The organism is Micromonospora globbae (genome assembly GCF_003610785.1).
Classification (GTDB): domain Bacteria; phylum Actinomycetota; class Actinomycetes; order Mycobacteriales; family Micromonosporaceae; genus Micromonospora; species Micromonospora globbae.
Map to the genome: position 1 here is coordinate 1 of NZ_RAQQ01000023.1, position 23,730 is coordinate 23,730.

Genomic DNA, 23,730 nt, shown 5'->3' on the forward strand with positions numbered 1-23,730 from the left:
GCCTTTCCGCTCGACTTGCATGTGTTAAGCACGCCGCCAGCGTTCGTCCTGAGCCAGGATCAAACTCTCCAACAAAAACTTGGAAAATCATCCCAGCAACAAAAGTTGCCAAAGGAATCCCCACCAGATCAGACCACAAAAGCCCAACCCAGCACGGGGCAATAAATCAAATTGGCACTGGCTTATCAAGCACCCTGTTGAGTTCTCAAAGAACAACCACACACCATCCGGAAACCCCCCACCAAGGAGGACCCCCGTCCGGGGCGCATCGTCCCACACCCACCGCTCCCGCGCCGGGCACTTTTACTACGTTACCTCACCGTTTCCGCCGCGTCAAACCGGTCTGTCCCGGTCTGTCCCGGTCTGTCACGCTTCACAGCTCGGCCCCGACGAACACACGCAGCAGCGAACCACCACACGCGATCATCGGATTCAGCAGGCCGGCCGCCGCGATCACTCGCAAGCACGCCCGGTGCCCTGCCGGTCGTCCACCATACCCGGTCGGCTCCGCCCCACCAAATCCGCCTCACGGCGAATCCGGGGCACCGCCCGGTACCGGGTTCCAGAGGGTGACAACCCATCCGACCCCGAGGCCATTCCCGGCGCCCGCCGGGGCCTCAGGGGTCCGATCGGTGGTAACGCCTCGGACCCGGTGGCCATTCCCGCGCTCCGGCCTACCAGGACTTTCGCCCTGTTTCGTCCGTTCCGCGCTGGCAGAGAGAAAGGTACGCGGCCCCCGCCATGATCGTCAAGTCGGGGGGCCGCGTCCCGCGTCACACCGCTGTCGGGCGGCTATCGCCGCAGCTCGACGCCCGCGAAGGAGCGCTTGCCGCGACGCAGCACCAGGTACCGGCCGTGCAACAGGTCGTCCGGGGAGACGGTCGCGTCCACCTCGGTCACCCGGTTGTTGTTGACGTAGGCGCCGCCCTCGGCGATGACCCGGCGCGCCTCCTTGAGGCTCGGCACCAGCCCCGAGTCCCGCAGCAGCCCGGCCACGTCGGGCAGCTGGTCGAGCTGCACGAGCCCGGCCTCGGTGAGAGCGGCGCGCAGGGTCGCGAGGCTCAACTCGTCGAGGGAGCCCCGCCCGAACAACGCCTGGCTCGCGGCCACCGCCTGGGCCATCTCGCGCTCGCCGTGCACGAGGGTGGTCAGCTCCTCGGCGAGCGCCCGCTGCGCGAGCCGGGCCGCCGGCCGCTCCGCGGTCGCCTTGGCCAGTTCCTCCAGCTCCTCGCGCGGGCGGAAGCTGAAGAAGCGCAGGTAGCCGTCGACGTCCCGGTCGTCCACGTTCACCCAGAACTGGTAGAACGCGTACGGGCTGGTCATCGCCGGGTCGAGCCAGATCGAGCCGCCCTCGGTCTTGCCGAACTTCGTGCCGTCGCTCTTCGTCACGAGCGGTGTCGTGAAGGCCTGCACCGGGCCCGCGCCTCTGCGACGGATGTAGTCGACGCCGGCGGTGATGTTGCCCCACTGGTCGGAGCCGCCGAACTGGAGCTGGCAGCCGTGCCGGCGGTGCAGCTCGTAGAAGTCGTTGGCCTGCAACAGCTGGTAGCTGAACTCGGTGAAGCTGATGCCGGTCTCGAGGCGGGCCTTCACCACCTCGCGGGCCAGCATCCGGTTGACCGGGAAGTGCTTGCCGACGTCCCGGAGGAACTCCACCACCGACATCTCGCCGGTCCAGTCCAGGTTGTTGACCAGTTGGGCGGCGTTCTCACCGGTGTACGAGACGAAGGGCGCCAGCTGCTCGCGGATGCGCTCGACCCAGCCGGCGACCACCTCGGGCGGGTTCAGGGTGCGCTCGGCGCTCTCCTTCGGATCCCCGATCTGGCCGGTCGCGCCGCCCACGAGCAGCAGCGGCCGGTGCCCGGCGAGCTGGAGGCGGCGGGCGGTGAGGACCTGCATGAGATGGCCGACGTGCAGGCTCGGCGCGGTCGGGTCGAAGCCGACGTAGAACGCGGCGCTCCCGCCGTCGAGCAGGTCACGCAGCGCGTCGACGTCGGTCGAGTCCTGGATCAGGCCGCGCCAGAGCAGGTCGTCGGTGAGGGAGTCCCGCCGCGGCGGGAGGCTGCTGTCGGTCACGGTCCCCGATTCTCCCCCATCGGGGAGGCCCGCCCGTACCGGGTTTGCCGGAACGCCCCGCTAGGCTGGCCCCACAAGATCGAGGAGGCGTACGTGGAGATGCCCGAACTCACCGGAGGCTTCGTCGACCTGCTCGGGCTCAAGATCGACGAGGCGACCGCCGACCGGGTGGTGATCCGCTGGCAGGTCCGACCGGAGCTGCACCAGCCGTTCGGCATCCAGCACGGCGGGGTGTACTGCTCGGTGGTGGAGACGGCGGCCAGCGTGGGCGGTTCCCTCTGGTTCGCCGACCGGGGCACCGTCGTCGGCGTGTCCAACCAGACCGACTTCCTGCGCGCCGTGCGCGAGGGTGAGCTGACCGCCGTCGGCACGCCGGTGCACCGCGGCCGCAGCCAGCAGCTCTGGCAGGTGGAGATCACCGACGGCGAGGACCGTCTGGTGGCGCGCGGCCAGGTCCGGCTGCAGAACCTGACCTCCGCCGCCTAGCCACCGCGCCGGATCAGGTGCGCGCCTCGTCGAGGACCGCGGCGTCCCGGACCGGTCCGGTGCTGCGGCGCAGCCGTACCTCCGTGATGGCCCGGTGGTCGATCCGGGCGACCTCGAGCCGCCAGCCGTCGACCACCACGTCCTCGCCCGCGACGGTCGGAATGTGCCCGAGACCGGCGAGCACCAGACCCGCGACGGTGGTGTAGTCGCCGGTCGGCCGGCCCGGCAGGTCGACGCCGACGGCCGGCAGGTCGTGCACCGGGAAGGTGCCGGGCAGGCGCAGCGCGCCGTCCGGGTCGGTACGCACGGCGCGCACGTCCCGGTCGGTCTCGTCGTAGATCTCCCCGACGATCTCCTCCAGGATGTCCTCGAGGGTGACGATGCCCTCCACCGCGCCGCGCTCGTCCACCACGAGGGCGATGTGCTGGCGTTCGGCCTTGAACTGCCGCAGCGCGTCCACGACCGGCAGCGAGTCGGGCAGCAGCATCGAGGGACGGACGTACTCGTCGACCGGCCGGTCGTCCGGTACGCCGACGAGGTCCCGCAGGTGGATGACCCCGACGGCGTCGTCCAGGCCGCCGTGGCGGACCACCGGCGCCCGGGAGTGCCCCGTGGCGGCCAGCACGAGGCGGGCCGCCTCGGCGGTCGTCCCGCTGTCGAGGCAGAAGACCTGCAGGCGGGGAACCAGCACGGCGCGCAGCCGCCGGTCGGCGATCTCCACGGCGCCGGCGATGATGGTCTGTTGCTCCGTGGTGAAGCCGTGGTTGCCGGCCACGATGTCGCGCAGCTCGTCCGGGCCGATCTCGTCGCGCCGCGACCGCGGGTCGAGCCCGACCATCCGGACGACGAGGTCGCTGGTGGCGCCGAGCGCCCAGACGGCCGGGCGGGCGATGCTCGACAGCAGGGCGAGCGGACGCGCCACCAGCAGCGCCCACCGCTCGGCGGACTGCATGGCGATCCGCTTCGGCGCGAGCTCGCCGAAGACCAGCGTCACGAACGTCAGCACCAGCGTGACCGCCACGACGGCGACCGGCTCGGCCGCGCCGCCGAGCACGCCGAGCAGCGGCACGAGCGGCCGGGCCAGCGACACCGCCGCGGCGGCCGAGGCGAGGAAGCCGGCGAGCGTGATGCCGATCTGGATGGTGGCCAGGAACCGGTTCGGGTCGGTGGCGAGCCGGGCCAGCACCCGGCCGGCCCGGCTGGCGCGCTCCAGCCGCTGGATCTGGCTGTCCCGCAGGGAGACCAGCGCCATCTCACTGCCGGCGAACACCGCGTTGAGCACGACCAGGACTCCGACCAAGGCCAACTGGCCCCAGTAGTTGTGCACGCCCCGTTCTCTCCCTCAGGCGACCGCGCCGGACGCCGCCGGCGCCGCCGCCCGGAGGCCCCGGCCGGCGTACGCGCATCTGTGCCCACCGGACGGGCGGGTGAATCCTCCGGCGGCCGGCCGGCTCGCGGATCAGGACGCGCCGGCGGGCGCCGGCGCCGGCAGGTCGAGGACGTACGCGTCGCCCTGCCGGTGGAAGCCGAGCCGGTGGTAGTACGGGGCGACCATGCCGGGCGGGCTGACCACCCGGCGGAAGCCCCGATCGGTGAAGAGCCGGCTGCGACGGTAGACGAACTCGCCGGGTGTGAAGTCGCGGAAGCGCTGGGTCACGTAGTCGAGGTCGATCTGGGCGACGCCGTGCGGCTCGGCGTGCGCCAGCACCACGCCGACCACCTCGTCGGCGCGGACCACGAGGAACGCCGACCGCTCGACCGGGCCGCCGGACCCGGGGTCCGCGGCCGGTCCGGAACCGGTGGCCGGTCCGGCGTCGGCGGGCGGCCAGCGGAAGCCGGGGTTGAAGCGGGCGATGTCGGCGCCGTGCACCCGCAGGGTGTGCGCGAGGAACTGGTCGTGCACGCCCACCTCGACCACCTGGTAGGTCGCCGCGTCGTGGCGCGTGGCGAGCATCCCGCGCAGGTACCAGATGTTGATCCCGGCGAGCACCACGTTCAGCCCGACCATGGGCCAGACCTGGATGGCGGCGTTGTAGCCGATCAGGATCAGGCAGCCGAGCAGGTTCAGGGCGCGCAGCCGCAGGATGCGGGTCTGCAGCAGCGACCAGACCAGCACCGCCGAGCCGACCCAGCCGAGGAGTTCCAGCCAGTTCACTCCCCGAGCGTAGGGCCGGGCCGGCCGGAAGGCTCTCCGCGGCCCGTCCGGCCGGGTGCCGGGTGGCACGGGTCCGCGGCCGTCGGCGACGTGGGGCGGCGGAACCGCCGCACGGCCACGGCCGAATGTCCATTCAGCCGGGTTTCCGCGATCCCTGTCGACAATCGCATGGATGAAGGTTTCTCCCTTCCGGTGACGGGGGCCGATAGGGTGACCGCGACAGGTCCGGATCTTTACGAACCGTGGCACCGGGTGCGCGGTGGTGGAAAAGGAAGTCAGATGGTGTCGACGGCGACGTCGTGGCGCGGGCCGGCGGCACCGGCTTCGGGGCCTGCCACCGGTCCCGATCCCACCGGCTCCGCTCCCGTTCCGGGTTTCCGGGACGAACGGCTCACCGGGCGGCCGGGTGAATCCGACGAACTGCGTCTCTATCGGCGGATGCGTTTCATCCGCCGATTCGAGGAAACGCTCCTCGCGCTGTTCGAGGAGGGCGTGCTGAATGGCACCACGCACGCCTGCATCGGGCAGGAGGCCAACGCGGTGGCGGTCATGGAACATCTGATCGCCGAGGACCACGTGTTCAGCAACCACCGCTGCCACGGTCACTATCTGGCCCGCACCGGCGATGCCCCGGGACTGCTCGCCGAGATCATGGGCAAGGAGTCCGGCGTGTGCCGGGGCGTCGGCGGCAGCCAGCACATCTGCGCCCCCGGATTCAAGTCCAACGGCGTCCAGGGCGGCATCGTGCCGGCGGCGGCCGGCATCGCGCTCGCCGCCCAACTGGACGGCGCGAGCCGCGTGAGTGTCGTGTTCATCGGCGACGGCACCCTGGGCGAGGGCCTGCTGTACGAGACGCTGAACGTCGCCGCGCTCTGGCGGCTGCCACTGCTCGTGGTGTGTGAGGACAACCGGTGGGCGCAGAGCACCCCGGTGGCCGTCAACCTGGCCGGCAGCATGGCGGGGCGTTTCACGGCCTTCGGGATCCCGGTGCGCGAGATCGACAGCACCGACGTGATGGAGCTGCGTGCGGCCGCGGGCGCGGAGGTCGAGGCGGTCCGTGGCGGAGCGGGGCCCCGGGTGCTGCTCGTCCACACGTACCGGCTGTGCCACCACTCGAAGAGCGACGACGAGCGCCCCGCCGAGGAGATCGCCGCCCGCTGGCCCCTCGAACCGTTGGTGGTCCACGGCCGGCGGCTCACCGACGCGCAGCGGCGGACCGTCGACGACGAGGTGGACAGCGCGGTGGCCGAGGTCGTGGCGACGGTGCGGGCCCTGCCGTGATCTTCGCCAAGGAGTTGAACGAGACGCTGCGTGCCTGCCTGAGCGCCGACCCCCGGGTCGTCGTGCTCGGCGAGGACATCGCCGACCCGTACGGCGGCGCGTTCAAGGTGACCCGCGGCCTCTCGACCGCCTTCCCGGACCGGGTCCGCACGACGCCCATCAGCGAGGGCGCGATCGCCGGGATCTCGGCGGGACTCGCGCTGGCCGGCTACCGGCCGATCGCCGAGATCATGTTCGGCGACTTCCTCACCCTCGTCTTCGACCAGGTCGTCAACCACATCGCGAAGTACCAGGCGATGTACGCGGACCAGGCGACCTGCCCGGTCGTCGTACGCGCCCCCTCCGGCGGGCACCGCGGATACGGGCCGACGCACAGCCAGAGCCTGGAGAAGCACTTCCTCGGCGTACCCCATCTGCGGGTGGTCGCCGCGTCGCTGGTCCACGACCCGCGGGCGGTGTTCGCGGACTTCCTCGCCCAGGACAGCCCGGTCCTCTACGTCGAGCACAAGCTGCTCTACCCCCAGCACCTCGACGTGCCCGACGGCGGCCGGTCGGGCGACCTGCTCGCGACGCGGGACGCCGGCCCGGGGATGCTGCCGACGGTCTGCCTCTCCGCGGTGCCCCGCGAGGACTGCGTCGCGACCGTCCTGGCGTACGGGTACCAGGCCATGCTCGCCGCGAGGGTGGTCGAGCGGCTCGCCGTCGAGGAGGAGATCTTCGTCGAGCTGCTGGTGCCGGCGCAGCTCGCGCCGATGGACTGGGCGCCCGTCGAGCGGTCCGTCGGCGTCACCGGACGGCTCGTCACCGTGGAGGAGGGCGCCGGCGGGTGGTCGTGGGGCACCGAGGTGGCCGCCACCGTCTCGCGCCGCCTGTTCCGCGAGCTGCGGTCCCCCGTCGAGGTGGTGGCCAGCGAGCCCACCGTCATCCCGTCGTCGAAGGCCAGGGAGAGCCGCGTCCTGGTCGGCGAGAGCCAGATCGAGGCGGCCGTACGCGCGGCGGCCGCGTCGACCGTCGTCCGGTGAGGAGAGAGCGTGAAGCCGGTAGTCGTCCCGACCAGTGACGTCAACAGCGAACACGGGGTGCTCGTGGCCTGGTTCGTCGACGACGGGGCCAAGGTGGAGGCGGGCACGCCGCTCGCCGAGATCGAGACCAGCAAGGCGGTGCTCGAGGTGGCCGCGCCCGAGGCGGGCATCGTCCTGCGCCTCGCCGACCCGCTCCAGGAGGTCCCGCTCTCCGAGCCGATCGCCATGCTCTTCGAGACGCCGGCCGACCTCGCCGCGTACGCCCGGGAGCGGGAGGCGCGGGCGGCGGCCGCGGCGGAGACGCCCCCGCCGGTCCGCGCGAGCGTCAAGGCCGTGCGGCGGGCGCAGGAGCTCGGGGTCGACCTGGCGGCGCTGCGGCTGGACCGGCTCATCACCGTGAAGGACGTCGAGGAGGCGGCCGGCCACGGCGTCGACGAGGGGGCGCTTCCCGCGCCGCTGGAGGCCGGGCCGGGTGTGCAGCGCATCGTGCTCATCGGCGGCGGGCTGGGGGCGACCCAGGTGCTCGACATCCTGAGCGGCTCGCAGGCCCAGCGGGTGGTGGCCGTCGTCGACGACGACCGGCAGCGGTGGGGCGCCGAGGTGAACGGCGTACCGGTCGTCGGCGGCAGCGACCGGCTGCGCTCCCTCTTCGCCGAGGGCGCGTACGACGCGGTGATCGTCGCCATCAGCACCTCGGTGGAGGCCCGGCGGCGGTTCCGCGAGGCGTGCGCGGAGGCCGGGATCCCCCTGGCCAACGCCGTCGATCCCACCGCAAAGATCGCCACCGACGTGGTCCTCGGGCAGGGGAACGTCATCTGCGCCTTCTCCCACCTGGGCACGGGGGTGCGGATGGGCGACAACAACTTCCTGTCCGCCTACAACTCCTTCGACCACCACAGCCGGATCGGCTCGGACAACTCCACCGGCCCGTCGTGCGTCTCCTCGGGCAAGGTGACCGTGGGCGACCGGGTGCGGCTGGGTACGGGGATCTTCATCGAACCGCACGTCGTCCTCGGCGACGACGTGGCGGTCGCCTCCGGCGCGGTCATCGTGCGGTCGGTCCCGGCGGGCCACGCCGTCAAGACGAAGATCGTCACGACGACCGTCGTGCCCGCGCAGCGGTCCCGGCGGTAGGGCCGCCCCGCGGGCGGACGTGTCGCCGCGGGTTCACCGCGATGTCCGAATGGTGACCGCCAGCCATCCGACGGTCGTCCGTCCGGGTGGGCGAAATGGGGCCGGCTACGCCCTGTTTGGCGTCACTTCCCCACCATTTCCGGCGGGCGGCCAATGGTAATGGCCGGGCGCGCGGCCGATGTCGTGAAGCCGACGCAGCAAGGGAAACGGGCCACTTGTGGAGAGGGATCGGCCAAACGGTTCGTCGGCCCCGTCGGCACCGCCGGAATCCGGTTTTCGCACTGGCGTTTCCGGCGGGAATTTCGATAGCTTGCCGACGGACTTCGCCACTGACTCCGTGCTCAGCGAGGTCCGGTCCTGCCTAGCGAATCGGGTGCCCGTGAACTCATCGCACGTTTCCGCCGACGAACCGATCGGCGTGGCCGTCATCGGGGCCGGCTACTGGGGTCCGAATCTCGTCCGCAACTTCCAGGCGTCCGCCGATTTCCGCCTGCGCGCGCTCTGCGACCTCGACGTGACCCGGGCCCGGCGGGTGCTCGGCGACTACTCGACGGTCCGGGCCACCGACGACCTCGACAGCGTGCTGGCCGACGACAGCGTGCAGGCGGTGGCCGTGGCCACGCCCGCCGGCACGCACGTCGACGTGGCCACCGCCGCGCTGCGGGCCGGCAAGCACGTGCTCGTGGAGAAGCCCCTCGCCGCGAGCGTCGCGCAGGGCCGGTCGCTCGTCGACGAGGCGCAGCGGCGGGGCCTGTCGCTCATGTGCGACCACACCTACTGCTACACGCCCGCGGTCCTGCGCATCCGCGAACTGCTGCACGGCGGCCAGCTGGGCGAGCTGCAGTACCTCGACTCCGTCCGCATCAACCTCGGGCTGGTCCAGCGGGACATCGACGTGATGTGGGACCTGGCGCCGCACGACCTGTCGATCCTCGACTTCATCCTCCCGCCCGGTGTGGCGCCGGTCTCGGTGGCCGCGCACGGCGCGGACCGGATCGGCGCCGGCCGCGCCTGCGTCGCGTACCTGACGCTGCACCTCAACACCGGCGCCATCGCGCACATCCACGTCAACTGGCTCTCCCCCGTGAAGGTCCGCACCACCATCATCGGCGGCTCGAAGCGCACGCTCGTCTGGGACGACCTGAACCCGAGCCAGCGGCTGTCCATCTTCGACCGCGGCGTGGACGTGGCCTCGGCCGAGGAGCTGGGCGACGAGCAGCGCCGGGAGATGCTCGTGTCCTACCGGTCGGGCGACATGGTGGCGCCGGCCCTGACCGAGCGGGAGGCGCTGCGGACCATGGTCGAGGAGTACGCCCGCTCGATCCGCAGCGGCACGCCCGCGCTGACCGACGGCCGGGCGGGCCTGCGGGTCATCGCCATCCTCGAGGCGGCCTCCCGCAGCCTCGCCGACGGTGGCCGGTCGGTCGGCCTCGACGAGCGGGTCGCCGCGTGAAACCAGGACCGGTACGCCGCCTCGGCGCGGCGGTGAGCGGAGCGGAGTTGTCGGCATGAGTGCAGTGGAGATCAACGGGGCGCGGGTCCTGGTCACCGGCGGAGCGGGCATGATCGGCTCCCACGTGGTGGACGAACTGGTCGCCGGGGGCGCCGCCGAGGTGGTCGTCCTGGACAACTTCGTCCGTGGCCGGCGGGAGAACCTGGCGCGCGCCCTGCCCAGCGGCAGGGTCCACCTCGTCGAGGGCGACATCCGCGACGCCCCGCTCGTGCACGACCTCACCCGCGGCCGGGACCTCGTCTTCCACCTCGCCGCCATCCGCATCACCCAGTGCGCCGAGGAGCCCCGCCTCGCCAACGAGGTGCTGGTCGACGGCACCTTCAACGTGGTCGAGGCCGCGGCGGCCGCGAAGGTCCGCAAGGTGATCCTGTCCTCGTCGGCCTCCGTGTACGGGCTCGCCGACGAGTTCCCCACCACCGAGCGGCACCACCCGTACCACAACGACACGTTCTACGGCGCCGCGAAGGCGTTCAACGAGGGCGTGCTGCGCAGCTTCCACGCCATGTACGGCCTGGACTACGTGGCGCTGCGCTACTTCAACGTGTACGGGCCGCGGATGGACATCCACGGCCTCTACACCGAGGTGCTGATCCGGTGGATGGAGCGGATCGAGTCGGGGCGCCCCCCGCTGATCCTCGGCGACGGCCTGCAGACGATGGACTTCGTGCACACCGCCGACATCGCGCGGGCCAACATCCTGGCCGCGCGGGCGGACGTGACCGACGAGGTGTTCAACGTCGCCAGCGGCACCGAGACGAGCCTCGCCGACCTGGCCCGGGCGCTCAGCGACGTCATGAAGTCCGACCTGGCGCCCGAGTACGGCCCGTCCCGCGCCGTCAACGGGGTCACCCGCCGGCTCGCCGACACCACGGCGGCCGCCCGGAAGCTGGGCTTCCGGGCCGAGATCGGGCTGCACGAGGGGCTCCAGGGCCTCGTCGACTGGTGGCGGGCCGAGAAGTGAGCGCACACCGCATCCCCGTGATGGTCCCCCACCTCGGCGAGGAGGAGGCGCAGGCCGCCGCCGAGGCGGTCCGCTCCGGATGGGTGGCCCAGGGCCCCCGGGTGGCCCGGTTCGAGCAGGAGTTCGCGTCGCTGGTGGGCGCCGACCACGGCGTCGCCGTCAGCTCCTGCACGGCGGCGCTGCACCTGGCGCTGGTCCTGCTCGACGTCCGCCCGGGCGACGAGGTGATCGTGCCGTCGTTCTCCTTCATCGCCACCGCGAACGCCGTGCGCTACGTCGGCGCCACCCCGGTCTTCGCCGACGTGGACCTCGCGACCGGCAACGTGACGGTGCAGACCGTCGACGCGGTACGCACACCCCGCACCCGCGCGGTGATCGCCGTCCACCAGGGCGGCGTGCCGTTCGACGTCGCCGCGCTGCGCGACGCCGCGGCCCGCTGGGGAGTGCCGCTGGTCGAGGACGCCGCCTGCGCCGCCGGCTCGACGGCGTACGGACGGCCGGTCGGCGCCGGCGCGACCGTCGCCGCCTGGTCGTTCCACCCCCGCAAGCTGCTGACCACGGGCGAGGGCGGGATGCTCACCGTCGACGACCCGCAGTGGGCGGCCCGCCTGCGCCGGCTGCGCGAGCACGGCATGAACGTCTCGGCGGCCGACCGCCACCGCAGCGCGCAACCGGTCCTGGAGTCCTACCTGGAGACCGCCTTCAACTACCGGATGACCGACATCCAGGCGGCGGTCGGGCTCGTCCAGCTGGGCCGTCTCACCGACCTGGTGGCGCAGCGCCGCGCCCTCGCGGCGCGCTACCACGAGCTGCTCGCGGACGTCGACGGCCTGGTGCCGGTCCGCGACCCCGCCCACGGCGAGACCAACTACCAGGCGTTCTGGGTACGGATCGACCGGGAGTACGGCACGGACCGCGACGAGGTGCTCGCCGAACTCGCCGCGGCCGGCGTCTCGGCCCGGCGCGGCATCATGGCGGCGCACCTCGAACCGGCGTACGCCGACATGACGCCCCCACCGCTGCCGGTGACCGAACGGCTCACCCGCGACTCGCTCATCCTGCCGCTGCACCACGCGCTGACCGAGTCCGACCAGGACCACGTCGTCGGCGTGCTGCGGAAGCTCGCCGCCTGATGCGCGACCTGGTCATCGTCGGCGCGGGTGGGTTCGCGCGGGAGACCGCGGCGGCGGCCCGCGCCGTCAACGCGGACCGCCCCACGTGGCGGCTGCGCGGGTTCCTCGACGACGACCCCGCGCTGCACGGCACCACCCGCGCCGGGCTGCCGATCCTCGGCGGCACCGACCGGTTGGCCGACCTGCCCGACGCGGCCGTCGTGGTCTGTGTCGGCAGCCCACGCGACTACGCGGCGCGGCAGCGCATCGTGGCCCGGCTCGCCCTGCCCGCCGACCGCTACGCCACGATCGTGCACCCCGGCGCCGACGTCGGCGCCGGCAGCGTCGTGGGCGCCGGCACCGTCCTGCTCGCCGGCGTGGTGCTCACCGCCGACGTCAGCGTCGGCGACCACGTCGCCGTCATGCCGCACACCGTCCTCACCCACGACGACCGGGTCCACGACCACGCGACCATCGCCTCCGGCGTCCGGCTCGGCGGCGGCGCGGTGGTGCGCTCCGGCGCGTACCTCGGCGCGGGCGCGCTGCTGCGGGAGGGCGTGACCGTCGGCGAGTGGTCGCTGGTCGGCATGGGCGCGGTGGTGCTGCGCGACGTGCCGCCGGGCGAGGTGTGGGTCGGCAGCCCGGCCCGCCGGCTGCGCGCCGCCGACCCTCCGGCGCTCGCGCACGTGCCGGAGCCGGACGGCCCGGCGTCGACGGCCCGGACGCCACGGGCCGCGCTGAGAGTTGTGGGGAGCTGAGCATGCCGAACATCCCGCTCGTCGATCTCGCCGCCGCGCACGCGGAGGTCGCGGAGGAGGTGGAGGCCGGTTTCAAGCGCGTCATCGCCGACACCGCCTTCGTCGGCGGCGCCGAGGTCGCGGCGTTCGAACGGGAGTACGCCGCGTTCAGCGGCGTGGAGCACTGCGTCGGGGTGGCCAACGGCACCGACGCCCTCGAACTGGCGCTGCGGGCCGTCGGCGTCGGGCCGGGCACGGAGGTGGTGCTGCCCACCAACACCTTCATCGCCACCGCCGAGGCCGTCGCCCGCGCCGGCGCGCGTCCCGTACTGGTCGACTGCGACCCGCACACGTACCTGATCGACGTCGAGGCGGCGCTGGCCGCCGTGACACCGGCCACCCGGGCGATCGTCCCGGTGCACCTGTACGGGCAGCTCGCACCCGTGGAGCGGATCCGGGCGGGCCTCGCCGGCCGCGACGTCGCCATCGTGGAGGACGCCGCGCAGTGCCAGGGCGCCACCCGGCACGGGCGCGCCGCCGGCGCCGACGGCATCGCCGCCACGAGCTTCTACCCCGGCAAGAACCTCGGGGCGTACGGCGACGCGGGCGCCGTCGTGACCGCCGACGCGGGCCTCGCCCGGACCGTCCGCACGCTGGGCAGCCACGGCGGCCTCACCAAGTACGTGCACGACGTGATCGGCGTCAACAGCCGCCTCGACGGGCTCCAGGCGGTGGTGCTGCGCGCCAAGCTGGCCCGCCTCGCCGTCGGGAACGAGCGGCGACGGGCCGCCGCGGCCCGCTACGACGCGCTGCTGGAGCCGCTGGACGTGATCCGCCCGACGACGCTGCCCGGCAACGCGCACGTCTGGCACATCTACTGCGTCCGGATCCCCGGCGACGGCACCCCGGCCCGGCGGGACGAGGTGCTCGCACGCCTGCACGCCGCCGGCGTCGGCGCCGGCATCCACTACCCCGTGCCGATCCACGCGACGCCCGCCTTCGCCGGCCTCGGCCACCGGGCGGGCGCCTTCCCGCACGCGGAGCGGATCGCGTCCGAGCTGCTCTCCCTGCCGATCTACCCGCAGCTCACCGCCGGCCAGCAGGAGGCTGTCGTGGCGGCCCTCGCCGCGGCGCTGGGCTGAGCGCAGGTGTACGTCTCCGTCCGGGACCGGCCGGCCGGGCCCGACGAGGCGCCCGGCCGGCGGTCGCGCCGGGTCGCCACCACGGTCGTCCTCCTCGGCGTCGTGAGCCTCCTCACCGACGTCTCGTCGGAGATGGTCAGCGCCGTCCTCCCGCTGTACCTCACCGCCGAGATCGGCATCGGCCTGCTCGCGTACGGCTTCGTCGACGGCGTCTACCAGGGCGTCAGCGCGTTCGTGCGGATCCTCGGCGGCGTCGCGGGCGACCGGGGCCGCCGGCCCAAGTGGGTGGCGGCGCTCGGCTACGGCATCTCCGCGGTGAGCCGACCCCTGATGCTCGCCGCCAACGGGATGGCCGCCGTGACCGCCGTCGTGACGGCCGACCGGCTCGGCAAGGGGCTGCGCACCGCGCCGCGGGACGCGCTGATCGCCGACGCGTCCCCGCCCGGCGCGCTGGGACGGTCGTTCGGCGTGCACCGCGCGCTCGACACGTTGGGCGCGGCGATCGGCCCGATCGCGGCGTTCGCGTTGCTGGCGGCGCTGCCCCGGGCGTACGACGCGGTCTTCGTGGTGTCCTTCGCCGTGGCGCTGGTCGGTCTCGCCGTCCTCGTGCTGTTCGTGCCCGACCGGCGGGTCGGCGCCGGCACCGCCCGCCCGGCCGTACGCGAGGTGCTGCGCGCCGCCGCCGGGCCGCGCCTGCGCCGGACCCTGCTCGCCGCCGGCCTGCTCGGCGTGCTGACCGTCGGCGACGGCTTCCTCTACCTGTCGCTTCAGCACCGGGACGACTTCGCCGCGATGCTGTTCCCGCTGCTGTACGTCGGCACGAACGTCGCCTACCTGGCGCTGGCCGTGCCGCTGGGCCGGCTCGCCGACCGGATCGGCCGCGCCCGCATGCTCGTGGCCGGGCACGTCGCGCTGCTGCTCGCGTACCTCTGCGCGACCGGATCGGCCGGCGGCCCGGTGTGGACGGTGCTCACGCTGGTGCTGCTCGGCACGTTCTACGCCGCCTCCGACGGGGTGCTCGCCGCGCTGGTCAGCCGGCTGGTGCCCGCCCACGCGAAGGGCACCGGGATCGCGGCGGCCCAGACGGTCGTCGTGCTGGCCCGGTTCGCGTCGTCGGTGGCCTTCGGCGCGCTGTGGGTCGCCGCCGGCCGCCAGCCGGCGCTGCTGGGTTTCGCGGTCGCGCTCGCCCTCGCGATCCCGGCCGCCGGGTGGTTGCTGCGCCGTGTCGAGGAGGAACGATGAGCGGCCTTCGGCTGCGGGTGGGCGTCTTCGCCGGAGTCGTGCTGCTGGCGGTCGCCGGCGTGGTCGTCTACCTGCGGCAGGCCGTCACGGCGGACCCGGACGGGCACACCCCGGCCGCGGCATCCGTGGACACCGGCGTCGCACCCGTCGTCGCCGGGGCGCACGTGGTCTTCCGCAGCACCGCGCCGGGCGACGGGTACGGCCGGGTGGCCGTGGTGCCCGTCGACGCGCCGTCGGGCCCGCGCGCGTTCACACCGGCGTCCTGCGAGCGGGTCCACGCCGTACGCGGCACCGCCGTCTGCCTGGTGGCCCTGCGGGGACTGGCCACCACGTACCGGGTGAAGATCCTCGGTCCCCAGTGGACACCGGTCTCCGAGCGGGCCGTGCCGGGCCTGCCCAGCCGGGCGAGGCTCTCCTCCGACGGCGCGCTGACGGCCACGACGACGTTCGTCTACGGCGACTCGTACGCGAGCCCCGGGCAGTTCTCCACCCGTACGCTGATCGGCCCCACGGGCGGGGGCGACCCGGTCGACGTCGAACAGTTCACGCTGCGCGTCGACGGGAGGACGGTCACCGCCGTGGACCGCAACGTGTGGGGCGTGACCTTCGCCGACGACGACCGGTTCTACGCCACGGCCGCCTCGGGAGGGCGGACCTGGCTGGTCGAGGGCTCCCGGTCCGGCCGGACGCTGACCGCGCTGCGGGAGGACGTCGAGTGCCCCTCGCTGTCCCCCGACGGCACGCGCATCGCGTTCAAGAAACACGGCGACCTGCCGGCCGGGAAGTGGCGCCTCACCGTCCTCGACCTGGCCAGCGGGCGGGAGACGCCGCTGGCGGAGACCCGAAGCGTCGACGACCAGGCGGAGTGGCTCGACAACGACACGGTCCTGTACGGGCTGCCCCGCGACACGGACGGCTCGGCGTCGAGCGACGTCTGGGCCGTGCCCGCCGACGGCACCGGCGCACCGCGGGTCCTGATCCCCGACGCCTGGTCCCCCGCCGTCATCCGGGACACGTCCGGCGGCTGACGGCCACGCCGTCGCCTCACGCGGGTCCGTACACCTCATCCTCGATCGTTTCGCGCGTGACCTGCTTGGCGGCTTCCCACGATGTCGTCCGTACGCTCGCGGCGACCTCTACGGGTGACGGCCTGTCGCGGTGGACGACAGCGTCGAGGGCGTCGGCCAGACCAAGCGGCGTGGGTGAGACCCACCGCACGTGCGGGTTGTCGATGCTCACCTTCGCGTACTCGTCGTCGGCCACGACGGGCACCACACCGCAGGCGAGCATCTCGTCCGGCACGAGCGACAGGTTCGTGAACGAGATCGCGATGCCGGCGGCGCACCGGTTATACAGCTCGCTGAGCTGGGCGGGGCGGAGAATGCCGTGATTGGTAGCCGGAAACGGCAACGAGACGGTCGGATCCCCGAAGACATGGATCTCGTGCTCGGGGTGACGGCGGTGGAACTCGCGCAGCGCCACCAGGCCGAGGAGGAACCCGCGGCGAGCCACGTCCCGCCTGGCGTAGAAAACTACCCCGGAGCGCGGGGCCGGGTTGGTCAGCCGGTAGATCGACGTGTCGCAGCCGAACTCGGCCACCCGCGCGTCGATGCCGAACCGATCGCGCAACAGGTCGGCGAGCATCGGACCGACGGTGATGGCCCGGAACCCGAACCGGTAGCTGTCCTCGGCGAGAACGTAGTGGGACCCGGCCGGGTAGAAGAGCGGCTCGAAATCCTGAATGAAGTAGAGCCGCCGGGTCGGTACGTCGGAGTGCGACGCGAGGACGTGGGCGGTCTCCCATCCCGACGCGACGTATGCGTCCAACGGCGGCAGCCCGTCCGCGGTCGAGCGCACCTCCGCCCGCAGCGCGGGCCAGTGATCCCGGATCACCCGCTCGTGCCGCGACCGCTCGCCCGCATACGCGTCGTGCAGGTACAGCACACAGGTGTGGCCGGCCGCCTCCATCCCTTCGACCATCCGGAACAGGGTGGTGTGCCCGCCCGACCCGCCTCGGGGCGGGGTGCAGATCCAGCCCACCGTCAATGGCGTGCCCCGCTGCGGACGCCGCTGCGGAACCGCGAGGCGCAGGCCGCGGGAGTCGGCGATGCGGTCGAGGTCTAGCAGCCCGTCCAGCTCGGACGCGCCAGAGCGCTGGTAGGCCACCCGAGCGACCCGTTGTGTCAGGCCGCGCACGCCCGAGCGGCGCAGCAGCCGCCAGGCTTCCCGCCCCCGTGCCGCCGCCAACCGCGGTAGTCCACGATCGCTCATATGCTCAGGATCCCCAGTCGGCGGGCCAGCCTCAGCGCCCTGTCGAAGACATACAGGCCGGCGGTGAAGGTAACCAGACAGAACACGGTGAGGATCACGGCCGACCACAGCGGCGACAGTCCACCGGGCGGCGGATCCTGCATCAAGAGCTCTCGTTCGGCGCTGATGACGTAGGAGTGCGGGACGAGGTAACTGACCCATCGGATCCAGGTGGGCAGAACCTCGATCGGGAACAGGGCGCCGCCCAGGACGCCGGCGGCGAGTCCGTACAGCGTCACGATCGGATCGCCCCGTTTGAACAGCACGATGAAGCTCGCCGCGAACGTGCCGAGCGCGTTGCACGCAACGATTCCGAGGAAGAGCACGACCAGGGCCGCGGGGATCGCGTTGGCCTCGATCGGTCCCCCGAGCAGGCACCCCAGCGCCACCATGATGCAGGCGAGGATCCCGCCGGTGAAGCTGCGCCAGATGTTCATGGCCACAGGGATCAGCGCCCACGGCACCGGCTCCACCAGGTAAGTCTCGAGGGTGCCGCGCTCCAGCGCGAAGTTGAGCCGGTTGGTGAGACCGGTGAGCGCATCCTGCAGTCCGGCGGCCACCGCCGTCCCGATGATCATCATGAGGAAAACCTGGTCGCGGTCGGGGAGATCCAGGAAGGCGCTCTGGAAGTAGTAGAGCATCACCGGAAACACCACGGCGACATACCGCAGGACGGTCGCCGTGGGGAACATCCGTTCCTCGACGAGGTCGATCCGGACGTACCCCTCAAGGGTGTCGCTCACCTTGCGCAGCCGGGAACGGCTCTGCACGAGGCTCGGATAGGCCATGCTCATCGGTCGGCTCCCCGCTCGTAGACCTGCGCGATCAGATCCCGCAGGGGCATCGGGATCTCGCGCACGTGCCGGATCGCGGTGGCGAGCGGGCCGAGCCGCGCGAGCACTGCGCCAACCCGGTCGTCACCCTCCGGGCGGAACCGCACGGTTAGGTCGTCGACGCTGGCCCGCACGCCGTGGGCGTGCAGCTTCTCGGCGATCTGGTACGCCGTGTGCGGATCGTCGAGCACCAGTTCCATCTCGGACCGGTCCCACTCGCGGCGCAGGCTGTCGAGGTCGCCGGAGTATTTCACCCGGCCCTGGTCGAGCAACAGCGCGTTGGACTGCAATGCCTCGATCTCTTCGAGGCGATGCGAGGAGAGGAGCACGGCCAGCCGCTCCTGCTTGACCAAGTCCATGATCAAGGTGAGCAGCCCGTGCGCGGCGATGGGGTCCACAGCGCCCGTCGGCTCGTCGAGAATCAGCGCGCGGGGGCCCGGCAGCAGCGCCCGTGCCAGTCGCAGCCGCGCGCGCATTCCCGCGGAGAGGCCGGCCACGACCGAGTCGGTCTGCGCGGTCAGGTTCACCGTGTCGAGGACCGCGGGGATCCGCTCGGCCAGCTCGCCGCGCGGCATGCCCTGCAGACGCCCGTGCAACTGGAGGTTCTCGCGGCAGGTGGCCCGCATGAGTAGACTGCGATCCTCCGACGGCATCCATCCCACGACCTGGCGAATCTGCTCCGAGTCCCGCTCCACGTCGAGACCCAGGACACGGCCGGAACCCCCGGTGGCGGTGGTGAGCCCCACCAGGATCCGGAAGAGGGTGGTCTTGCCGGCGCCGTTCGGGCCGACGATCGCGCAGATCTCACCGGCGCGTACGACCAGGTCCACGCCGTCGAGGGCGCGCACGGGCTCGGTCAGGTGCGAGCGCGCGAACACGCGCATCCATCTCGGTGTCGGCTCGTACAGCTTGGCTAGTCCAGACAGGACGATGACCTCGTCGTCCAGGTCACTCATATCGATCCCACCGCCCCGTCGATTCCGGTTCGCCGCCACCGCCGCCAACGGAGGTGCGTCACGCCGCGATCCCACCCGGCGATCAGCCAGTGGGCTGCCCGCGAGCGCTTGCCGGCGCGGGCCCGCGCGGCCGACCAGTCGTACGACCGGCGAAGGCGGCTCGCCGCCGAGGGCGGCCAGACCTGCTCGGCGAAGGCCACGATCCGGTCCAGCACCTCGGACTGGACGGCGAGATCCGACGGCGGCAGCTCGCGCCGGTAGGCATCCCGGGCCGTGATCAACGCCTCGCGGGCGATCCCGCGGCGAACCTCGTCGCGCAGGCGCGGCACCTCGGACAGCCGGTCGCCGTCGAGGTCGAAGAGCGTTTCGAATGCCCGGTAGCGCTCGGTCAGGTCGCGCAACGCCCCCGGGTACTGGGCGACGTGCATGTTGTGTCCGTGGAAACGGTAGAAAGCCAGTTCCACCCCGTTCACACGACCGATCGCGCCGTGACTGGCCGCCCGCAACCACATGAGCAGGTCGGCGGCGTGCGGCAGGGCCGGGTCGTAGCCACCGATGTCGCGCAGCGTCCGGGCGCGCATGACGACCTCGGGCGTGTAGATCGGGTTGCGTACCCGCCGGCACACCAGGTCCAGCCACTCCTCCCCCGGCCAGATCGACCAGGAGCGGGCCGCGGTGCGGGCCGGCGGCGGCTCGGCGGAGAACGACCGGGTGAACCCGTACACCAGCCCCACGTCCGGGTTCGCCGCGAGCAGCGCTGTCGCGTTGGCCAGGCCGCGCGGCGCGAGCATGTCGTCGGCGGACAGCAGTACGACGTACTCGCCGCGCACCGCGGCCAGACCCTCGTTGTACGTGGCGATGTGGCCCTGGTTGACCGCGTGCACGAGCACCCGCACCCGCGGGTCCTCCTCGGCGAGGCGGTGGGCGACCGCGGCGCTGTCGTCGGGTGAGGCGTCGTCGACGATCAGGACGTCGACGTCGACGCCCTCCTGGTCGAGGATGCTGCGCACGCAGGCCGGCAGGAAGTGCCCGTACCGGTAGCAGGGAACGACGACCGACACCGTCGGCGGGGACGGCGGATCCTGAGGTGTCATCCTCCTCATCGCGGCCCTCAGTCCTGGCTCTCGGGCACGAACACGACGTCCACCCAGTAGTTGTGGTTCGACCACGCCGACGGGAAGCCGGTCGCGCCGTACCGGTAGACCGCGCCGCCGGCCGGCACGTGCAGCGGCCCCTGGTTCCACCCGGCGCCGAGCCCGTGCACCGTCACCGAGTAGCGCCCGACGTCCGTGTGGTACGAGACCGTGTACGTCTGCCCGGGTGTGATCGCCACCGGCTCGGCGAACAGCATGGTCTGCCACCCGCTGCCGCTCTCGGCGACGAACGGTCCGTCGGCCAACGGCTCGCCGTCCGGCGACCACAGCGTCGCGGTGTGCGCGCCGGTGTTCTGGCTGCCCTTGTAGAACCGGACCCCCGCCACGTGCCCCGGGACGTCGCTGGTGAACCGCATCCCCAGCTCGATGGATGAGGTGTCCGGGTCCGACGCCACGTCCGGCGTGTCGCCGCTGCCGAAGACGGTCACCGATCCGGCGGGCGGCGCGGGTTGGGTGGGCGGACCGGGTGGCGGCCCGTCGGTCAGGAACAGCGGGTCCACCCAGTAGTTCGTGCTCTTGTAACTGCTGGTCGGGAAGCCGTCGGAGCCGTACCGGTAGAGGCCGTTGCCACCCGCCGGCGCGACGACGGCCCAGTCGGGGCTCGTGTACGCGGAGGCGAAGAAGCCGGTGTCGGAGGCGTACCGGCCCGTGGGCGTGAAGTAGGTCGCCACGTACGGGACGCCCGCCGTCACCGTCACCGGGCTGTCGAAGTAGATGCTCTTCCACCCGGTGCCGCTGCTCGTGGACCGGCCGTCGCCCAGCGGCGTCCCCGTCTCCGAGTAGAGGCGGGCCGTGTGCTCCCCCTCGTTGCCCGGGCCCTGGTAGTACCGCACCCCGACGATCTTCCCGCTGACCCTCGGCACGACCTTGACGCCGAGCGTGATGGCCTCCGAGTCCGTCGAGGCTGCCTCGGCCGGAACGGCGTCGGCCGGGAAGAGGGTCGACAGCCGGTCGTACGCCGTCGTCGTGAACGACCAGGTGGTCGCCTCGTCCATCGGACGCCCGCCGGTGTCGCGGGCGAACACCCGCGCGGTGTAGGTCCGCGAGGTGGCCAACCGGGACGCCGGCGTGAAGGTCGCGGTCCGGCTGGCCGCGTGGTACGACACCTGGCCGGCGACCGGCTCGTTCCCCGGACCCGTCAGCGAGAACTCGATCGAGGCCGGCTGGATGTCCTTCGAGAAGGTGGCCGTCGGCTTCTCGGTGAGCTCCACGTGGGACTGGCCGGGCGCGGGCGACACCGACAGCGTGACCGGCGAGGCCGAGTCGCCGTCGTAGAAGAGCACGTCGACGTAGTAGTTGGTGTCGGCGTACGAGGTGGCCGGGAAGCCCGGACCGGACCGGTAGACCCCGTTGCCGCCCGAGGTGTACGCCCCCGGCGCCACGAGCGGCGCCGCCCGGTGGTCGCCGAAGGAGAAGAAGGCCGGGTCGGCCGCGTAGTGCCCGTTCGGCGCGTAGTAGGACGCGACGTACGTGACGCCCGCCTCGACCTGGACGGGCCGAGGGAAGACGAGCGTCTGCCAGCCGGTCTCCGTCTCCTTCGCGAACGTGCCCGTGGCCAGGCGCTCCCCGCCGGCCGTCCACAGTGAGCCGGTGTGGGTGCCCGTGTTGCCGGCGCCCTTGTAGAACCGGACCCCGGTGATCGTGCCGTCGCTCTGCGGGACCACCTTGACGCCCAGCTCGACGCCCGCCGTGTCGCTCGCCGCCGGGTTGGCCGGCACGCGGGTGCCGAAGAGCGTGCTGGGACCGGTGAGCTTCAGCGTGACCGACGCGGGCACCTGCTGGATGTTGACGCTGTCGTCGACCGCGCGTGCCTTGACCACCTGGGTGCCCACGCCGTTGGTGTGGAAGCGGTAGCTCCACGACGTCGTGCCGGTGGCCGGGTGCCAGGTGTCCCCGCCGTCGGTCGACACCTCGACGCCGGCGACCCGTCCGCCGACGTCGGTGGCCGTACCGCTCACCGTCACCTCGGACCCGTTGGCGACGGAGGTGGCCGGCGCCGGGGAGGTGATGGTCGCGCTCGGCGCGGTCGTGTCGGTCGACGCCGTCGGCCGGACCAGCCCGCTCATCAGCGTGGCCGGTTGCACACCCATGTCGGCGAAGAGGTTGACCGTCGCCTGCTGCATCCGCGGGTCCGCCGGCTCCTGCGGGCCGTCGTGCTCGGAGTCCAGGCCCCAGGCCCACTGGATCGTGCCGGCGCCGAAGACGAGCGCCCCGCTCGCCGCGCGGTACAGGGTGAGGTGGTGGGTCGTCGTGCCGGGCGTGGTCACGGTGCCGAAGTCGCGCAGGTACTCGGGGGTGGGCCCGGTGGTGGTGGACAGGCGGATGAGGCCCGGGGGCCGGAACCCGTTGTCGAGGTCCTCGTCCGACTCGTACCCGATGGTGTGCGGCGCGAGCGTGGCGACCTGCCCGGGGGCCATCGCGGCGACCGTGGTGTGCCGCCAGAACCGGTTGCGGCCCTGCTCGGCGGGGACCTGGATGGCGAGGTCGGTGTTGTTGGACATGTACATCGTCCCGGTGAGCGCGTTCTCCGGGCGGCCACCGTTGGACGGTGGGCTGAAGCGCGGGTCCCGCCAGGTGCCGGTCCACTCCGACGACGGATCGATCTTGTCGTTGGCCCAGGTCTCCTTGTAGCAGACGAGCGTGCGGTACGGGGTGCCGCGGCCGTCCACGCTGGACTCCCAGCGGGTCTTCCAGTAGACCTCGTTGCCGCTGAAGAAGGCGAGGTGCACCCCGGCGTCGCGCGCGGCCTCGACGTTCGCCCGTTCCGGGCCCGACCAGTACTCGTCGTGGCCCACCGACAGGAATATCTTGTGGTTCTTCAGCAGCTGCCCGCGACGGTCGGCGTCGACGTCGGTCGTGTAGCTGACGTCGTACCCGTTCCGTTCCAGGAAGCGGATCATCGCGTACTCGTTGCTGAAGAGGTAGTCGCGGCCGCTCTCCAGGCCCCGGGTGGCGAACGGCCGGTTGTAGCTCAGCTTGAACGCCCGGCCGTTGGCGCCGCCCCAGTAGAAGTTCGAGCCGCCGTACGTGTTGTACGCCTGCCAGGTGGCGTCGGAGGTCTTGAAGATGATGTCGGAGCGGCGGGCGTCGTCGCGCACGACGAACGGGATCTGGCTGGTGCCGGCCGTCCCGTCGGTGCGCACGGGCTTGGCCACGTACACGCCGGACACCGCGTCGGCCGGAACGGCCCAGGACGCCGACACGTCCCACACCCCGCAGTCGTAGATCTCGGTGGCGGAGTTGGTGATGCAGTCCCGCTGGTGCTGCGGCAGGGCGACGGACGGGTAGATCGTCTTGACCTTCCGCGCCCCCTGGCCGCCGTAGTAGCCGAGCCGGTAGATGTCGATGCGGTAGCTGGTGGCCGGCGTATCGATCTTGAAGGAGATCGTCTGTCCGACGTTGACACTCATGTCGGTGGCGAAACCCTGGATCTCCCAGTCGCCGGCGCCGTACACGTCGTCCCACTCGGTCGACGGGTTGCCGGTCTGGCTGTTCTCGCACACGACCGGGTTGGACGAGCAGGCACCCTCGGCCGCCCGGGCCGGCTGGCCGACGACCGTGCCCGCGAGGAGCAGGCCCGCGAGGGCCACCCATGCCTTGACCGTCCGTGCCCGAC

At 72.4% G+C, this 23,730-nt stretch carries 19 protein-coding genes and 1 rRNA gene; 11 read left to right on the forward strand and 9 right to left on the reverse strand.

From position 1 onward, the window contains the following. Both D7I43_RS25865 and tyrS read right to left on the reverse strand, forming a co-directional pair. Window positions 1–75, reverse strand: a 16S ribosomal RNA gene (locus tag D7I43_RS25865); the annotation flags it as partial. A 717-nt stretch (window positions 76–792) separates the two neighbouring features. Further along, the gene (gene tyrS / locus D7I43_RS25870; protein ID WP_120331180.1) at window positions 793–2,076 is read right to left on the reverse strand and encodes a tyrosine--tRNA ligase; all 1,284 of its coding nucleotides are present in this window, start codon (window positions 2,074–2,076) and stop codon (window positions 793–795) included. 99 nt (window positions 2,077–2,175) lie between these two features. On the opposite strand from tyrS, the gene D7I43_RS25875 reads away from it, so the two are divergent. Further along, window positions 2,176–2,562: a PaaI family thioesterase gene (locus D7I43_RS25875; protein ID WP_120331264.1), complete on the forward strand. Its 387-nt coding sequence runs from the start codon at window positions 2,176–2,178 to the stop codon at window positions 2,560–2,562. 13 nt (window positions 2,563–2,575) lie between these two features. On the opposite strand, the gene D7I43_RS25880 is transcribed toward D7I43_RS25875, so the two are convergent. Further along, window positions 2,576–3,889 (reverse strand): hemolysin family protein, encoded by a 1,314-nt coding sequence (locus tag D7I43_RS25880; RefSeq protein ID WP_120331181.1) that lies wholly within the window; start codon window positions 3,887–3,889, stop codon window positions 2,576–2,578. A 132-nt stretch (window positions 3,890–4,021) separates the two neighbouring features. Beyond that, window positions 4,022–4,717, reverse strand: coding sequence for a hypothetical protein (locus tag D7I43_RS25885; protein ID WP_120331182.1), 696 nt, complete (start codon window positions 4,715–4,717; stop codon window positions 4,022–4,024). Window positions 4,718–5,155: 438 nt separating this feature from the next. On the opposite strand from D7I43_RS25885, the gene D7I43_RS25890 reads away from it, so the two are divergent. The 10 genes from D7I43_RS25890 to D7I43_RS25935 all read left to right on the forward strand — a co-directional run bounded on the left by D7I43_RS25890 (window position 5,156) and on the right by D7I43_RS25935 (window position 15,889). Continuing rightward, window positions 5,156–5,998, forward strand: a complete 843-nt coding sequence (locus tag D7I43_RS25890) for a thiamine pyrophosphate-dependent dehydrogenase E1 component subunit alpha (RefSeq protein WP_240033160.1) — start codon at window positions 5,156–5,158, stop codon at window positions 5,996–5,998. Next, window positions 5,995–7,020 (forward strand): alpha-ketoacid dehydrogenase subunit beta, encoded by a 1,026-nt coding sequence (locus tag D7I43_RS25895; RefSeq protein ID WP_120331184.1) that lies wholly within the window; start codon window positions 5,995–5,997, stop codon window positions 7,018–7,020. Before D7I43_RS25890 ends, D7I43_RS25895 begins: the two co-directional genes overlap by 4 nt. Before the next feature lie 9 nt (window positions 7,021–7,029). Beyond that, window positions 7,030–8,154, forward strand: coding sequence for a biotin/lipoyl-containing protein (locus D7I43_RS25900; protein ID WP_120331185.1), 1,125 nt, complete (start codon window positions 7,030–7,032; stop codon window positions 8,152–8,154). 379 nt (window positions 8,155–8,533) lie between these two features. Next, window positions 8,534–9,607 carry a Gfo/Idh/MocA family protein gene (locus D7I43_RS25905; RefSeq protein ID WP_120331265.1) on the forward strand — a complete coding sequence of 358 codons (1,074 nt, stop codon included), beginning with the start codon at window positions 8,534–8,536 and terminating at the stop codon, window positions 9,605–9,607. Between the two features lie 55 nt (window positions 9,608–9,662). Continuing rightward, a complete protein-coding gene (locus tag D7I43_RS25910) occupies window positions 9,663–10,628 on the forward strand; it encodes an NAD-dependent epimerase/dehydratase family protein (RefSeq protein WP_120331186.1) in 966 nt (321 codons plus the stop codon). A 20-nt stretch (window positions 10,629–10,648) separates the two neighbouring features. Beyond that, window positions 10,649–11,761 carry a DegT/DnrJ/EryC1/StrS family aminotransferase gene (locus tag D7I43_RS25915; RefSeq protein ID WP_120331187.1) on the forward strand — a complete coding sequence of 371 codons (1,113 nt, stop codon included), beginning with the start codon at window positions 10,649–10,651 and terminating at the stop codon, window positions 11,759–11,761. Beyond that, window positions 11,761–12,498 (forward strand): acetyltransferase, encoded by a 738-nt coding sequence (locus tag D7I43_RS25920; RefSeq protein ID WP_120331188.1) that lies wholly within the window; start codon window positions 11,761–11,763, stop codon window positions 12,496–12,498. Before D7I43_RS25915 ends, D7I43_RS25920 begins: the two co-directional genes overlap by 1 nt. A 2-nt stretch (window positions 12,499–12,500) precedes the next feature. Then, the gene (locus tag D7I43_RS25925) at window positions 12,501–13,619 is read left to right on the forward strand and encodes a DegT/DnrJ/EryC1/StrS family aminotransferase (protein WP_120331189.1); all 1,119 of its coding nucleotides are present in this window, start codon (window positions 12,501–12,503) and stop codon (window positions 13,617–13,619) included. Window positions 13,620–13,625: 6 nt separating this feature from the next. After that, a complete protein-coding gene (locus D7I43_RS25930) occupies window positions 13,626–14,861 on the forward strand; it encodes an MFS transporter (protein ID WP_120331190.1) in 1,236 nt (411 codons plus the stop codon). Further along, window positions 14,858–15,889 (forward strand): TolB-like translocation protein, encoded by a 1,032-nt coding sequence (locus tag D7I43_RS25935; RefSeq protein ID WP_120331191.1) that lies wholly within the window; start codon window positions 14,858–14,860, stop codon window positions 15,887–15,889. The genes D7I43_RS25930 and D7I43_RS25935 overlap by 4 nt, the downstream gene beginning before the upstream one ends. Before the next feature lie 16 nt (window positions 15,890–15,905). Here D7I43_RS25935 and D7I43_RS25940 read toward each other — a convergent pair whose 3' ends face one another. The 5 genes from D7I43_RS25940 to D7I43_RS25960 form a co-directional block, all read right to left on the reverse strand. Beyond that, entirely contained in the window at window positions 15,906–17,027 is a 1,122-nt protein-coding gene (locus D7I43_RS25940) for a rhamnosyltransferase WsaF family glycosyltransferase (RefSeq protein WP_120331192.1), read from the reverse strand. Between the two features lie 101 nt (window positions 17,028–17,128). After that, complete coding sequence (locus D7I43_RS25945) at window positions 17,129–17,965, reverse strand: ABC transporter permease (RefSeq protein ID WP_120331193.1); 837 nt, start codon at window positions 17,963–17,965, stop codon at window positions 17,129–17,131. Then, window positions 17,962–18,960 (reverse strand): ABC transporter ATP-binding protein, encoded by a 999-nt coding sequence (locus tag D7I43_RS25950; protein ID WP_120331194.1) that lies wholly within the window; start codon window positions 18,958–18,960, stop codon window positions 17,962–17,964. The genes D7I43_RS25945 and D7I43_RS25950 overlap by 4 nt, the downstream gene beginning before the upstream one ends. Next, window positions 18,957–20,054, reverse strand: coding sequence for a glycosyltransferase (locus D7I43_RS25955; RefSeq protein ID WP_158610157.1), 1,098 nt, complete (start codon window positions 20,052–20,054; stop codon window positions 18,957–18,959). Before D7I43_RS25955 ends, D7I43_RS25950 begins: the two co-directional genes overlap by 4 nt. A 17-nt stretch (window positions 20,055–20,071) precedes the next feature. Further along, window positions 20,072–23,704, reverse strand: a complete 3,633-nt coding sequence (locus D7I43_RS25960; protein WP_120331196.1) for a DUF4082 domain-containing protein — start codon at window positions 23,702–23,704, stop codon at window positions 20,072–20,074. Window positions 23,705–23,730 lie beyond the last annotated feature (26 nt).